A 13,391-nucleotide genomic window follows, 5' to 3' on the forward strand; every position below is an offset into this window, starting at 1 on the left:
GCCGCTGGCGTCAGGGCTTGTGTGCGCGCGCCAGGAATTCGTGCGACTGCATCTCCAGCAACCGGCTCAGGGTACGCTGGAACTCGAAGCTCAGACGCCCACCGGTATACAGGTCCTTCAACTCCACCTCGGCCGAGATGATCAGCTTGACGTTGCGATCGTAGAACTCGTCCACCATGTTGATGAAGCGGCGGGCGATGTCGTCGGTGGTGATGCCCATCTGCTCCACGTTGCTCAGCAATACGGCGTGGAAGATCTTGCCCAGCTCAATGTAGTCGTTCTGGCTGCGCGGCCCGTCGCACAGGTCGCGGAAGTCGAACCAGGCGACGTCGTCGCAAGTACGCAGGGCATTGATCGGGCGGTTCTCGATCATCAGCACGTCGTTCTCGATCGCCTGGGTGCACTCAGGGGTGAGCGCCTTGAAGCTGGCGCGCATGCTCTGGTGCGCCGCGTCATCGAGTGGGAAGTGGAACAGTTCAGCCTGCTCCAGGTGACGCAGGCGGTAGTCGACCCCACTATCGACGTTCACCACGTCGGTGTACTGCTTGATCATGGCGATGGCCGGCAGGAAGCGCGCACGCTGCAGGCCGTCCTTGTACAGGCCGTCCGGCACGATGTTGGAGGTGGCCACCAGCGACACACCATTCTTGAACAGCTCTTCCATCAAGGTGCCGAGGATCATGGCGTCGGTAATGTCCGACACGAAGAATTCGTCGAAGCAGATCACCTTGGCTTCTTCGCTGAAGCGCCTGGCAATGATGGTCAGCGGGTTCTTCTCGCCCTTGAGGGTTTTCATCTCCTCGTGCACACGCTTCATGAAGCGGTGGAAGTGCGTACGCATCTTCTGCTTGAACGGCAGCGCTTCGTAGAAGGTATCAACCAGGTAGGTCTTGCCTCGCCCCACCCCACCCCAGAAGTACAGGCCCTTGACCGGAGTCTGCTCCTTCTTGCCGAACAGCTTGCCGAACACGCCCGGCTTGTTGTTCTGCGCGTGCACCAGGTCGTCGTACAGGCGCTGGAGGTGACGCACCGCAGTTTCCTGCGCCGCGTCATGGAAGAAGTCGGGACGTTTCAGATCTGCTTGATAGCGTTCTAAGGGAGTCATGATTCGTTAGCGAGGCAACAAAAAACGGGCCGTCACTGTAGCGACAGGCCCGCTTAATGGCAATCAGTCTGTGGGAGCGGGCGTGCCCGCGAACACCGGCAAAGCCGGTGCCATGCACCGCGGCGCCTGTTTCGCGGGCATGCCCGCTCCCACACGGATAGCGCCAGCTTTCAGAAATTGAGCAAGACAGTTGCTCCCACTGTTTGGCTGCCTCAGTCCTGCTGTGGTGCCAAGGCTTCGTTCAGGCTCTGAATGGCCGCATCACGGGCTTCAGCGTTGTCGAACTGCGGCCCGTCGGCGACCTGCTCGCCATTGAGCCACAGGCCGAAACTCAGGCCTTCGACGCGCACATCAACCTCGCCACCTTGCTGCAGCTGCTTGCTCACGGCGCCGGCACTCTTGCCGTCGGCGAAGCTGCGCGACAACAGCAGTTGCTCGCCGTCAGCGGCCAGCAGGCGGAAGCGGAAGCTGCCGTCTTCATCACGGAAGCTGACAAAACGCGCGCTCTTGGTGGCTTTTTTCTTCACTTCGGCGGTGGCCTGCACGCTGCTGCGGAATGAACGCAGGCCAACGGCCTCGCGCAGCTGCTCGAGGAACGGCGTGGCGATCTTGCGGGCCTTGGCGGCGCCAGCCAGCAGGATGTCTTCCAGGTCCGCCGGCCGGGCGATCAACTGGTGATAGTACTCGCGCTTCTCGGCCAGCTGGCCGTCCAGCAGCTGGAACAGGCGCTGCTTGGCATCGCCCCAGCCCAGGCCCTGCAGCAGCTCTTCGCGGAAACCGGCGCATTGTTCAGGCGTGGAGAAGGCCTGATACAGGGTGAACAGGTGCGCGTTGTCCGGGTCTTTCGCCTCACCTGGCGCGCGCGAATCGGTGACGATGCGCGAGATGGCGTCTTTCATGTCCTTGGCGCTGGTGAACAACGGGATGGTGTTGTCATAGCTCTTGGACATCTTGCGCCCGTCCAGGCCCGGCAGGGTCGCCACGCTTTCCTCGATCACAGCCTCCGGCAAGGCGAAGAAGTCCTTGCCCTGGCCGAACAGGTGGTTGAAGCGCTGGCCGATATCGCGGGCCATTTCCACGTGCTGGATCTGGTCACGGCCAACCGGCACCTTGTTGGCGTTGAACATCAGGATATCGGCGGCCATCAGCACCGGGTAGCTGAACAGGCCCATGGTCACGCCGGCGTCCGGGTCTTCACCGTTCTCGACGTTCTTGTCCACCGAGGCCTTGTAGGCATGCGCGCGGTTCAGCAGGCCTTTGGCGGAAACGCAGGTCAGCAGCCAAGTCAGCTCGGGGATTTCCGGGATGTCGGACTGGCGATAGAAGGTCACCTTGTCCGGGTCCAGGCCACCGGCCAGCCAGGTGGCGGCGATTTCCAGGCGCGAGCGCTGGATGCGCAGCGGGTCGTCGCACTTGATCAGGGCGTGGTAGTCGGCCAGGAAGTAGAACGAGTCGACACCGGGCTGCTGGCTGGCACGGATCGCCGGGCGGATGGCGCCGGCGTAGTTGCCCAGGTGCGGAGTGCCGGTGGTGGTGATACCGGTAAGAATGCGCGTGGTCATGGGTGTTCGCTTATTCAGGCTTGGCTCAGTTCGAAAGGCGCGGCAGCAGCAGATCCTTCAGATCGGTCAGCTTGCCATGGAAGAAGTGTCCGCATTCTGCCACTTTCAGCAGCTCATGGGGACGCGGCAGGCTGTCGGACCATTCGTAAACCAGCTGCGGCGCGACGACTTCGTCGGCGTCCGGCTGCACCACGGTGATCGGGCAGCGCTGCGGCAGCGGAAATTCGGCGGTCAGGCGCATGACTGCCGGGGCGATCATGAACAGGTGCTGCAACTCGACGCCGGCAGTTTCAAGGCGCCCGGCCAGGCTGGTGGCAACGAAACCACCGAACGAAAAGCCCATCAGCACCAGCGGTAGCCCGGGGTGCCTGGCACGCAGCCATGCTGCTGCGGCCTCGGCATCGGCCACTTCGCCAGCGCCCATGTCGTGGCTGCCGGCGCTCTGGCCGACGCCACGGTAGTTGAAACGCAGGGTCACATAGCCGGCATCACGTGCGGTGCGCTGCAGGGTCGAGACCACCTTGTTGAGCATGGTGCCGCCCTGGACCGGGTTGGGGTGGCAGATCAGCACCGCGCCACGGGCATTGGCCACGTCCAGGTACAAGGCTTCCAGCTGGCCGCTGGGGCCATCGATGAACAAGGGGGTTTCGCGGACAAGCAAGGCACTACTCCGTGACCTCGGGAAGGGTCGATTCGTCTAGGTGTGAAATTCTGTTCTGATTTGCGATCGCTCGCGGTATACAGCGCAGGTCTGAGCCGTTAACGTAAAGCAAAGCCGTTTATAGAGGAAGGACTCGTGGAACTCTCGCTCCTTGTTTGGTTGTTGCCAACCCTGGCCCTGGTCATCGGTGTGGCAGTCGGTTTCATTGTTGCCCGCCTGCTGCCCAATGCGGCCCCGAGCAACACCCAGCGTCAACTGGATGACATCCAGAAGCGCTTCGACAGCTATCAGAACGAAGTGGTCACCCACTTCAACAGCACCGCCATGCTGGTCAAGAAACTGACCCAGAGCTATCAGGACGTACAGGATCACCTGGCTGAAGGCGCCAACAGCCTGGCCCTCGATGACGTCACCCGCCAACGCCTGCTGGCTGCGCTGCACTCCGATGCACCGCAAGGCCCGCGTGACCGCCTGACCCCACCTAAAGACACCGCCGAAGTGCCGCGCGACTATGCGCCGAAAGCGCCTAACTCGCCGGGCATGCTGGATGAGAGCTACGGGCTCAAGCGTTGATCTGAATGTGACAAAGGCCTCGCAAGAGGCCTTTTTTGTGGGCTGGATTCACTGGCCCCTTCGCGGGCACGCCCGCTCCCACAGGCTCACCACAGCATGTGAAACTTGTGGAATACCTGTGGGAGCGGGCGTGCCCGCGAAGAGGCCAGTGCGGGCAACCTAACAGCAGGCCTGCAATGCCTGTTCGACATCTGCCAGCAGGTCCTCCACATCCTCCAGCCCCACCGACAGACGCACCAACCCCTCCGATATCCCGTGATGCGCCCGCTCCTGCCGCGTATAGCTGGAATGCGTCATGCTCGCCGGATGCTGCGCCAGCGACTCGGCATCCCCCAGGCTCACCGCCCGGGCGAAGAGCTGCAGCGCATTCATGAAGCGCCGCCCCGCTTCAATGCCACCCTTGAGCTCAAAGGCAATCATCCCGCCAGGCAACCGCATCTGTCGCTGGGCCAGCGCGTACTGGGCAAATGACGGTAACCCTGGGTAGTGAATCAATTCCACCTGCGGCTGACGGGCGAGAAACTCGGCCACCTGCTGGGCATTGGCGCAATGCCGGTCCATGCGCAGGGCCAGGGTCTTGATACCGCGCATCAGCAACGCCGCGTCATGCGGTGACAGCACCGCCCCGGTCATATCCTTCAGCCCTTCCAGGCGGATACGGTCTACCAACGCCTTGCACCCCACCACCAACCCGGCAGTGATATCACCATGCCCACTGAGGTACTTGGTTGCCGAGTGCACCACCAGGTCCGCCCCCAGCTCCAGTGGCCGCTGCAGGTACGGCGTACAGTAGGTGTTATCGACCACCACATGCACATCATGCCCCCGCACCGCCTCCACAACCGCCGCGATATCCACAAGTTGCATATTGGGGTTGGCCGGTGTTTCGAAGTAGATCATCCGTGTTTTGCTGCTGATCGCCGCTTTCAGGGCCTTGGCATCATTGAGATCTACATGGCGAACTTTCACCCCGAACTCACCAATACCGTGGTGCAGAAAAGCGAAGGTACAGCCATACAAGGTGCGCCCGACAATCAGCTCATCGCCAGGCCTGAGCAGGGTCCAGAGGGTTGAGGTAATCGCGCCCATCCCCGAGGCCAACGCCAACCCCGCTTCACCGCCCTCCAGCGACGCCATGCGCTGCTCCAGCAAGGCCAGCGTGGGGTTGGAAATGCGGCTGTAGAAATGCCCAGGTTCCTCCCCGGCGAAGCAGGCAGCACCGTACTCGACAGTGGGGAAGGCATAGGTAGCCGTCTGGTACACCGGTGGCACCAGGGCGCCACCATGGGAAAGCGGGTCATAGCCATGATGAATGGCCCGCGTGGAAAAGCCGGTGTTGTGGTGGGAGTCGCGCATGGCAACAGCCTCTTGTGGTTTGCTATAAGCTTATGCCACCGAGCTGCCCGATTTTTTCCAAAATAGCCTACGCATACACGTGCTTGCTGGAACAAAAACAATAATCAACGGACCAGGAGGGCAAAAAATGCCTTCAAGCCTCGACCGCACCGACCGCGCCCTGCTCGCCGCCTTGCAGGACAATGCCCGTCTCACCGTTGCCGAACTCGCCGACCAGGTGGCACTGACCACCTCGCCCTGCTGGCGACGGGTCAAGTTACTGGAGGAAAACGGCTACATCACCGGCTACCAGGCCATCCTCTCGCCCAAGTCGCTGGGGTTTGGCGTGACCGCGTTCGTCAGCATCATGATGGACTCGCACACCAAGGACATGGCGCTGGCGTTCGAACAGCGCCTGATGGAAATACCCGAGATCGTCGCCTGCCACAACATCTCCGGCCGCTATGACTTTCTGCTGGAGATCCTGGCACGGGACCTGGAGTCGTTTGGCGAATTTACCCGGGAGGTGCTGCAGCGGTTGCCGGGGGTGAAGGAGATCTATTCGAGTTTTTCGTACAAAGCGGTGAAGGAAAGACGGGTGATACCGGTGTCGGAGAAACATATCTGAGACGGATCTTTCCGAGCAACACGAAGCTTCCTACTGATTGACAGGCTGCAGCTGACATACCGCAAATTCGATATACGTAAACCTAGCCCATGTAGTGACCAGGAGAACCTACATGGCACGGGACAACACCTATTATCTTAACGAGGCTTTATTTATTAATGCGCAGGCCCCCACCGGCGCTGAACTACGGTTAATCGGTAATGGTGGAGGTGGCCCAGGTAGCGGGGGATGGGGATTTAGCGAAGGCATCCCGCCGGGCACCAGCCCTACCAAACCCGATATTGCCAGGGTTATTTCCACGCGCAGGGTGCTGACAGAAGAATTTCAAGGCATCGAGAAGGGCTCTTCAGATAAGTATGCTCACGAAATAAACCAGCTCCCTGAAACCATCAATGCATTGAAAGCCCAGATCAAAGCTGAGGCGAATAGTACAAATGGCGGGGTACCACCACGCACAGCAGAACAGCAAATCCTATCATCGCGAATCAGTCAGCTTCGAGAGAATTATTTACAAATTTTGCCCGACGCCAACAGCTACTTTGGCGTACCCGCATTCTACAAGCGCGGCGACTCAATGATGAGCCGGTTTTTGGACCCGGGTTTCTTCGCTGCCACAACGGGCGAAGAGTTAGGTATTGAATGGGCCACGAGGCTGGAGAAGTCTTGGGATGGCGCATACCGCCTACATCTGGAAGCTCAGAAACACCAGGCACTGGCAGACGAACTTCAAGGGCTGGCAGACCAAGTAGATCAGGAGGAGCTCAGCCACCAACCTCCAGATCTGTCGAAAATGATTTCGCGCAGAACGGCGCAGATTCACACAGAGCGGCAAATACACTTCGATTGTTTACCCAATGTTCTTCAGCATGAACTGGGGCAAACCGTAATCGACGACGCGCTTACGCTTGCCCAGACTTCAGTGCCTACCTGGCAACCGCGGCTGCCTTGGTGCAGGCCAAGCAATCACAAATTCCGCAACACTCTGATTACAACCCCCGAATCAGCGGGCCCCTGTCGAAGCCCCAACTTGAAGGGCTTTTGCATCTTGTAGACGAGCAACGGCTACGCAGGGCTGGTCCGCGCTGGCAGGAATACCATCTGGCACTCGCGCTAACCGAATCGATCAGGTTTTTGGGCGTATATGCAGGTGCCACGCAAAACCTGATGCAGCGCGCCGCTGAGGTGGAAAACCTCCAGACCCAACTTGCTGCACAGGAAGAAGCTGCACGCCAGCAGGCCGAAGCCGAGCGCTTGGCTGCAGAAGCCGAGCGGCAAAGGCAAGAGACGCTGCGGCGTAATATCTCCTATATCAATGAAGCGCGTTTATCGGGATCGACGCCAGCCGTAATCCCGATTGGTACAGCAACATTCGCGGTGGCCGAAACGTCTTATAAGGCTTTGAGCGAAGCGATCACAGCGGCGATTACCCGCCTCGTTGCGACTACCATCTCCTCGCTTGCGGTAGGCACCCTCGCGATGGCCTGGCCATCAACGCTGGGTAACAGTGAGCGCAGGTACCTAATCAGCACCTCACTAGCCAGCCTTACGCCGCCCGGCGGGCCGGACCTTGCAGCCTTGGCTCTGTCATCAACCAGCATCGACTTACCGTATTTGTTGGCAGGGGCCGAGCATGACAACGGCCTGGACCTGTATGTGGTGCCTGGGGACAGACCAGTACCGGTGCGCACGGCGACATTCGACACTGAACGTCTGGTCTACAGCCTTGCACTGGAAAATCCGCAGCGGATTCTGACTTGGACACCGGCCAACGCGCCGGGTGGTGAAGAAGGAAGCTCCACCACCTTGCCGCCAGCAGCGCCCGGTACCGTCGTTTACACCGGCAGTACCCTGAACCCCGTCAGCACCGAAACAGAGGGTTACCCGGCGCTGGACTTGCTGGACCAGGAACGGTTGATCATCACCTTTCCCATGGACTCGGGTTTACCGCCTATTCTGGTGTTGTTCAAGAGTCCGCGATACGAGGCTGGTACATCAACCGGGAACGGTGCACAGGTAACAGATACATGGCGTAAATCGGCAGCCAGCCTCGAAGGTGCTCCAATTCCTGCTCAGATTGCTGATCTTCTAAGGGATAGAGAATATAGGAGCTTTAACGCGTTCCGGCGGCAATTTTGGAAGGCGGTGGCTAATGACCCCGAGCTTTCGAAGCAGTTTAGCCCTCAAGACATCCGTCGAATGAGAAAACATGGATACTCGCCTTGGGTCGATAGAGATGACAAGTATATGAGCAAACGCTCCCACGAAATTCACCACGTCGTGCCTATCAGCGAGCAAGGTGGTGTATATGACATGGACAACTTAATAAGTTTGACGCCCAAAGCCCACAACCACATTCACTATGGAAAAGACGGTCTTGAAAAATAAACTTGAAGATTACACAAAACAAGAGTTCCTTACCTTCCTCCAAATGATCGATACAGCTATCGAGGATGAGCCAGACAACGTACTGGTACCTTTGATTGAACATTTTGAGAAAATTACCGAGCATCCGTCTGGTAGTGATCTTTTTTTTAGACCGCAAGGCAGCAACCGGGGTGAGCCTGAGCAAGTACTTGAAATAGTCGAAACGTGGCGCCTGGCCAATGGCAAAGAAGGTTTCAAAGCTAGCTGAATAGAATGAGGCCCTGATCACCCAGGGTCTCTACATATCCGGATGCCATGACGCGCCGCTGAGAATGCTGGCACCGCACCCGGAGTCATTTGGCAAATTTACCCGGCAGTTTTTCATCCAAAGCGGTGGAGGATAAACAGGCTCCAAGACTACTCCTACAAATCACCAGGAACGATCCTACTGACATACAGCCTACCCCTGACATACAGAAAGCTGGTCCCAGGGCACACTTTCCCTGCCTTTCACCCAGGGACGACTCCATGGCCAGCCTTCTTCCAGAATTCATCATCCGTAAACTCGCAGGTCAAACATTCCACAGCTTCGACCATTTCTCCCAAGCTTTCTGGCTGGCGATCGCAGAAGACCCAATCTACAGCCAGCAATTCATCCCCGCCCAACTCAACCGCCTCAAGAAAGGCTGGCCCCCTCGCGCGCCATTCCATGAAACGGCAAAGGGACTGCGCTCGTATCAGATATGCCACCTGAACCCGCCCGAGTGGGGTGGGCTGATGTACGACGCTGAAAACCTGCGGATCATGAGCGCTATGCAATACGCGCTTTCTTCGGAGACAACATGGTAATCAGCTTGAAGCACAGCCTCACCGACTACACCCACGGTGAGTTCCGGTCGATTGTTGGGGCGTTGATTCAGGCGACAGGCTCGCGTGATTCGCAGGACCGATTGCTGGAGCATTTTATCCATGTGGTTGAGCATCCTGATGGCGCCGACCTTATCTATAGCCCCGACAAGGGACGGGGAAGATGCTCCGAGCAGGTCATGGCGCGCATCTTGGAATGGAGAGCCTCAAAGGGGCTCGCAGTGTTCAGAATTAAAGATAGCTAGCCGCCCGGGTCTGGATACAGCTCTGAGGCTAGCGAAGAACCTTTGGGAACGGCGGTGCAAGGCACCGGCCTTGCCGGTGTTCGCGGCTAAAGCCGCTCCTACACTGATTGTGAAAACTTTCAGATTGTCAGCAAGGCAGTTGCTCTTACAGGCACCACACAAACCAGGACTACGCGCATAAAAAAACCCGCCGAAGCGGGTTTTTTTTACAGGCTAGCGCTTAAATCGCGCCACGCTGACGCAGCACGTCCAGCACCTGTTTCACGCCCTCGTCCACGCTGGTGGCCTGGGTGTCAATCACAAGATCAGCATCCAATGGCACATCGAACGGGAAGCTTTCACCCGGGATGTTGTCGCCACCGGCAGCGTACAGGCCTTGCGGGTCACGCTCGCGGCAAACCAGCGGCGAGGCCTGGACGTAAACGGTCACCAGGCGTTCCTTGCCGATCAGCGCCTTGGCCTGTTCGCGGCCTTCGGCATCCGGGGCCACGAACGCAGCCAGGGTCAGCATGCCGGCTTCGTTGAACTGGCGCGCCACATGGGCGGCGCGGCGCCAGTTCTCGGTACGGCCAGCGCGGTCCTGTGGCAGGCCCTTGTTCAGGTCGTGACGCAGGTTCTGGCCATCGAGCACGTACACCGCACGGCCCATGTCGAACAGCTTGCGCTCAACGGCATAGGCCAAGGTGCTCTTGCCAGCACCCGACAGGCCGCTGAACAGCACGGTGGCTGGCTGCTGGCCGAAGCGCAGGGCGCGCTCTTCGGTGGACACGTGGGCCTGCTTGCCATGATGGCCGGTGCTGCCGTGTGGCAACACTGGCGGGGCGATGATCATGCCGGCGCCAACGGTGCCGTTGGTCAGGCGGTCGATGACGATGAACGCACCGGTGGTGCGGTTGCTGTCGTAACCGTCGAGGGCGATCGAGGTGTCCAGGGCTACCTTGACGCGGCCGATCTCGTTCAGCTGCAGCGCGCTGGCAGCGCCCTGCTCCAGGGTGTTCACATCGACCTTGTGGGTGATGCTGGCAATCGAGCCTGGCACGTAGCTGGTGGCACGCTTGATGTCGTATTTCTTGCCCGGGAGCATCGGCTCCTCGGCCATCCACACCAGCATGGCGTCGAACTGGTCGGTGACCGGCGGGACGTTGTCGGCATGTACCAGCAGGTCGCCACGGGAGATGTCGATCTCGTCTTCCATGGTCAGGGTCACGGCCTGGCCTGGGCCGGCGTTTTCCAGTTCACCTTCGTAGGTGACGATGGACTTGACCCGGCTGCTCTTGCCCGACGGCAGCACGACAATCTCGTCACCTTTGTGCACCACGCCACTGGCGATGGTGCCCGCGAAGCCGCGGAAGTTCAGGTTGGGACGGTTGACGTACTGCACCGGGAAACGCAGGTCGGTGAAGTTGCGGTCGGCCGAAACCTCGACGGTTTCGAGGATTTCCATCAGCGTCGGGCCGGCGTACCACGGCGATTGCTCGCTGTGGTTGACCACGTTGTCACCCTTGAGCGCCGACATCGGCACGAAGTGCAGGCTGCTCGGGGTCAGGTTGATGGCTTCGGCAAACTTCAGGTAGTCGGCCTTGATCGACTCGAAGACGCCTTCATCGAAGCCCTTCAGGTCCATCTTGTTGACCGCGACCACGATGTGCTTGATGCCCAGCAACGACGCGATGTAGCTGTGGCGACGGGTCTGGGTCTGCACGCCGTAGCGGGCATCGACCAGGATGATCGCCAGGTCGCAGGTGGACGCACCGGTGGCCATGTTGCGGGTGTACTGCTCATGGCCCGGGGTGTCGGCGATGATGAACTTGCGCTTGGCGGTGGAGAAGTAGCGGTAGGCGACATCGATGGTGATGCCCTGCTCGCGCTCGGCCTGCAGGCCATCTACCAGCAGCGCCAGGTCGACTTCTTCGCCGGTGGTGCCGACTTTCTTCGAATCGCGGGTGATGGCCTCGAGGTGGTCCTCGTAGATCATCTTGGAGTCGTGCAGCAGGCGCCCGATCAGGGTGCTCTTGCCGTCATCCACGTTGCCGCAGGTGAGGAAACGCAGCAGTTCTTTACGCTCGTGCTGAGCCAGATAAGCGAGGATATCTTCGCTGATCAAATCGGATTGGTGCGACATGGAGTAACCCTGAAAATTAGAAGTAGCCCTGACGTTTTTTGTCTTCCATGGAACCGGCGCCATCGTGGTCGATGACCCGGCCCTGGCGCTCGGAAGTGCGCGTCAGGAGCATTTCCTGAATGATGTCGGTGAGCGTCTCGGCTTCCGATTCGACAGCGCCCGTCAGCGGGTAGCAGCCGAGGGTACGGAAACGCACCTTCTTCTTGACGATGCGGGCTTTTTCTTCCTCGGAGAGGTGCTCGAGGATGCGCTCGTCGTCGATCATGATCAGGGTGCCGTTCTTCTCGATGACTTCACGCTCGGCGGCGAAGTACAGCGGCACGATCGGGATACCTTCAAGGTAGATGTACTGCCAGATGTCCAACTCGGTCCAGTTCGACAGCGGGAAGACGCGGATCGACTCGCCCTTGTTGACCTTGCCGTTGTACACGTTCCACAGCTCGGGGCGCTGGTTCTTCGGGTCCCAGCGGTGCTTGCTGTCACGGAACGAATACACACGCTCCTTGGCCCGCGACTTCTCTTCGTCGCGGCGCGCACCGCCGAAGGCAGCGTCGAAACCATGCTTGTCCAGCGCCTGCTTCAGGCCTTGGGTCTTCATGATGTCGGTGTGCTTGGAACTGCCATGGGTGAACGGGTTGATACCTTGCGCCACACCCTCGGGGTTGACGTGGGTGATCAGCTCCAGGCCCATTTCCTCGACCATCTTGTCGCGGAAGCTGTACATCTCCTGGAATTTCCACTGGGTGTCGACGTGCATCACCGGGAACGGCAGCTTGCCCGGGAAGAAGGCCTTGCGCGCCAGGTGCAGCATCACGGCGGAGTCCTTGCCGATCGAGTACAGCATCACCGGGTTGTCGAACTCGGCGGCCACCTCGCGGATGATGTGGATGCTCTCCGCCTCCAGCTGTTTCAAGTGCGTCAGTTTGTCGACCATGGCTACTCACGAAAAACGATCTTATGGACGGCCTGCGGGCCGTGTTCGAGCGAGCCACTTTATCACAGCAGCTGCTTCTATTTAGGAGGCTGGCTAGATCGAAAAAGTCTAACGATATGACTGGGGGTTTGGGCTGGCAGGGCCGGCCTCTTCGCGGGTGAACCCGCTCCTACGAGGCCCGCGCGTAGGAGCGGGTTCACCCGCGAAGGGGGCGATACCGCCTTCAGATGGGATTCGGGCAATCGATGAACAGGTGCTCCACGGCAAACCGTCGTGCCAGGTAATCGCCCAGTGCCTGCACCCCGTAGCGCTCAGTGGCATGGTGCCCGGCAGCAATGAAGCTGACGCCATTCTCGCGCGCACTGTGGTAGGTCTGCTCGGACGCCTCGCCGGTCAGGTACAGGTCGACCCCGGCGGCAATCGCCGTGTCGATATAGCCCTGCCCGCCGCCGGTGCACCAGCCCACCCGGCGGATCATCTGATCGCCTTCGACCAGCAACGGCTCACGCCCCAGCACCTCTTGCACCCGCCGGGCAAAATCGCGCGCGGTCATCGACTCGGCCAACGAACCGACCAGGCCGACCACCTTGGGGTTTTCCGGGTCAAGTGGCCCTTCGACAGTGATCTCCAGTTGCCGCGCCAGCTGCACGTTGTTGCCCACTTCCGGGTGCACGTCCAAGGGCAGGTGGAACGCCAACAGGCTGATATCGTTATTCAGCAAGGTCTTCAGGCGACGCTGGCGAATGCCGGTGATGCACGGGTTCTCGCCCTTCCAGAAATAACCATGGTGCACCAGCACCAGATCGGCCTCGGCCTCGACCGCGGCATCCAGCAATGCCTGGCTGGCGGTAACACCACTGACAATACGGCTGACCTGCGGCCGGCCTTCGACCTGCAGGCCATTTGGGCAATAATCCTGGATCTTCGCGCTGCCCAGGTAACGCTCGGCTTCCTCGACCAGGGTGTTTAGAGCGACGGCCATGAAAATCTCCTCG

Annotated in this window: 14 protein-coding genes; 7 read left to right on the forward strand and 7 right to left on the reverse strand. The window is 59.7% G+C overall.

What is annotated here, in order from left to right; genetic code table 11:
• Positions 1–10: 10 nt before the first annotated feature.
• The 3 genes from zapE to N5D53_RS11665 form a co-directional block, all read right to left on the reverse strand.
• Entirely contained in the window at positions 11–1,105 is a 1,095-nt protein-coding gene (gene zapE, locus N5D53_RS11655; protein ID WP_279840331.1) for a cell division protein ZapE, read from the reverse strand.
• Between the two features lie 212 nt (positions 1,106–1,317).
• Entirely contained in the window at positions 1,318–2,667 is a 1,350-nt protein-coding gene (locus N5D53_RS11660) for a tryptophan--tRNA ligase (protein WP_279840333.1), read from the reverse strand.
• 25 nt (positions 2,668–2,692) lie between these two features.
• Positions 2,693–3,328, reverse strand: coding sequence for an alpha/beta fold hydrolase (locus tag N5D53_RS11665; RefSeq protein ID WP_279840334.1), 636 nt, complete (start codon positions 3,326–3,328; stop codon positions 2,693–2,695).
• Positions 3,329–3,463: 135 nt separating this feature from the next.
• Here N5D53_RS11665 and N5D53_RS11670 point away from each other — a divergent pair, with 135 nt between their 5' ends.
• The gene (locus N5D53_RS11670; RefSeq protein ID WP_010952432.1) at positions 3,464–3,901 is read left to right on the forward strand and encodes a DUF1043 family protein; all 438 of its coding nucleotides are present in this window, start codon (positions 3,464–3,466) and stop codon (positions 3,899–3,901) included.
• Between the two features lie 159 nt (positions 3,902–4,060).
• Here N5D53_RS11670 and N5D53_RS11675 read toward each other — a convergent pair whose 3' ends face one another.
• On the reverse strand, positions 4,061–5,257 hold the full coding sequence (locus tag N5D53_RS11675; RefSeq protein ID WP_279840335.1) for a methionine gamma-lyase: 1,197 nt from the start codon (positions 5,255–5,257) through the stop codon (positions 4,061–4,063).
• A gap of 127 nt (positions 5,258–5,384) precedes the next feature.
• Between N5D53_RS11675 and N5D53_RS11680 the strand changes: the two genes are divergently transcribed.
• The 6 genes from N5D53_RS11680 (at position 5,385) to N5D53_RS11705 (ending at position 9,340) form a co-directional block, all read left to right on the forward strand.
• On the forward strand, positions 5,385–5,864 hold the full coding sequence (locus N5D53_RS11680) for an Lrp/AsnC family transcriptional regulator (protein ID WP_003251803.1): 480 nt from the start codon (positions 5,385–5,387) through the stop codon (positions 5,862–5,864).
• Between the two features lie 112 nt (positions 5,865–5,976).
• Positions 5,977–6,915 (forward strand): hypothetical protein, encoded by a 939-nt coding sequence (locus tag N5D53_RS11685; RefSeq protein ID WP_223843594.1) that lies wholly within the window; start codon positions 5,977–5,979, stop codon positions 6,913–6,915.
• Positions 6,903–8,249 (forward strand): S-type pyocin domain-containing protein, encoded by a 1,347-nt coding sequence (locus N5D53_RS11690; RefSeq protein ID WP_279840336.1) that lies wholly within the window; start codon positions 6,903–6,905, stop codon positions 8,247–8,249. The genes N5D53_RS11685 and N5D53_RS11690 overlap by 13 nt, the downstream gene beginning before the upstream one ends.
• Complete coding sequence (locus N5D53_RS11695) at positions 8,239–8,496, forward strand: bacteriocin immunity protein (protein ID WP_104962522.1); 258 nt, start codon at positions 8,239–8,241, stop codon at positions 8,494–8,496. Before N5D53_RS11690 ends, N5D53_RS11695 begins: the two co-directional genes overlap by 11 nt.
• Positions 8,497–8,756: 260 nt before the next feature.
• Positions 8,757–9,077, forward strand: a complete 321-nt coding sequence (locus N5D53_RS11700; RefSeq protein WP_108190990.1) for an S-type pyocin — start codon at positions 8,757–8,759, stop codon at positions 9,075–9,077.
• A complete protein-coding gene (locus N5D53_RS11705) occupies positions 9,071–9,340 on the forward strand; it encodes a bacteriocin immunity protein (protein ID WP_104962524.1) in 270 nt (89 codons plus the stop codon). The genes N5D53_RS11700 and N5D53_RS11705 overlap by 7 nt, the downstream gene beginning before the upstream one ends.
• A gap of 220 nt (positions 9,341–9,560) precedes the next feature.
• Here N5D53_RS11705 and cysN read toward each other — a convergent pair whose 3' ends face one another.
• The 3 genes from cysN to N5D53_RS11720 all read right to left on the reverse strand — a co-directional run bounded on the left by cysN (position 9,561) and on the right by N5D53_RS11720 (position 13,378).
• Entirely contained in the window at positions 9,561–11,462 is a 1,902-nt protein-coding gene (cysN, locus tag N5D53_RS11710) for a sulfate adenylyltransferase subunit CysN (RefSeq protein WP_003251801.1), read from the reverse strand.
• A gap of 16 nt (positions 11,463–11,478) precedes the next feature.
• Complete coding sequence (gene cysD, locus N5D53_RS11715) at positions 11,479–12,396, reverse strand: sulfate adenylyltransferase subunit CysD (RefSeq protein WP_003251799.1); 918 nt, start codon at positions 12,394–12,396, stop codon at positions 11,479–11,481.
• Between the two features lie 223 nt (positions 12,397–12,619).
• Entirely contained in the window at positions 12,620–13,378 is a 759-nt protein-coding gene (locus N5D53_RS11720) for a Nif3-like dinuclear metal center hexameric protein (RefSeq protein ID WP_020191611.1), read from the reverse strand.
• Between the last annotated feature and the right edge of the window lie 13 nt (positions 13,379–13,391).

This window comes from Pseudomonas sp. GD03862, from assembly GCF_029840855.1.
GTDB lineage: Bacteria > Pseudomonadota > Gammaproteobacteria > Pseudomonadales > Pseudomonadaceae > Aquipseudomonas > Aquipseudomonas alloputida.

What these genes read in the sequence shown, in the direction of transcription:
- N5D53_RS11720 (WP_020191611.1), bottom strand. Translation starts at nt 13,378, where the DNA reads ATGGCCGTCGCTCTAAACACCCTGGTCGAGGAAGCCGAGCGTTACCTG.
- N5D53_RS11680 (WP_003251803.1), top strand. Translation starts at nt 5,385, where the DNA reads ATGCCTTCAAGCCTCGACCGCACCGACCGCGCCCTGCTCGCCGCCTTG.
- N5D53_RS11685 (WP_223843594.1), top strand. Translation starts at nt 5,977, where the DNA reads ATGGCACGGGACAACACCTATTATCTTAACGAGGCTTTATTTATTAAT.
- N5D53_RS11700 (WP_108190990.1), top strand. Translation starts at nt 8,757, where the DNA reads ATGGCCAGCCTTCTTCCAGAATTCATCATCCGTAAACTCGCAGGTCAA.
- zapE (WP_279840331.1), bottom strand. Translation starts at nt 1,105, where the DNA reads ATGACTCCCTTAGAACGCTATCAAGCAGATCTGAAACGTCCCGACTTC.
- N5D53_RS11675 (WP_279840335.1), bottom strand. Translation starts at nt 5,257, where the DNA reads ATGCGCGACTCCCACCACAACACCGGCTTTTCCACGCGGGCCATTCAT.
- N5D53_RS11705 (WP_104962524.1), top strand. Translation starts at nt 9,071, where the DNA reads ATGGTAATCAGCTTGAAGCACAGCCTCACCGACTACACCCACGGTGAG.
- N5D53_RS11660 (WP_279840333.1), bottom strand. Translation starts at nt 2,667, where the DNA reads ATGACCACGCGCATTCTTACCGGTATCACCACCACCGGCACTCCGCAC.
- cysN (WP_003251801.1), bottom strand. Translation starts at nt 11,462, where the DNA reads ATGTCGCACCAATCCGATTTGATCAGCGAAGATATCCTCGCTTATCTG.
- cysD (WP_003251799.1), bottom strand. Translation starts at nt 12,396, where the DNA reads ATGGTCGACAAACTGACGCACTTGAAACAGCTGGAGGCGGAGAGCATC.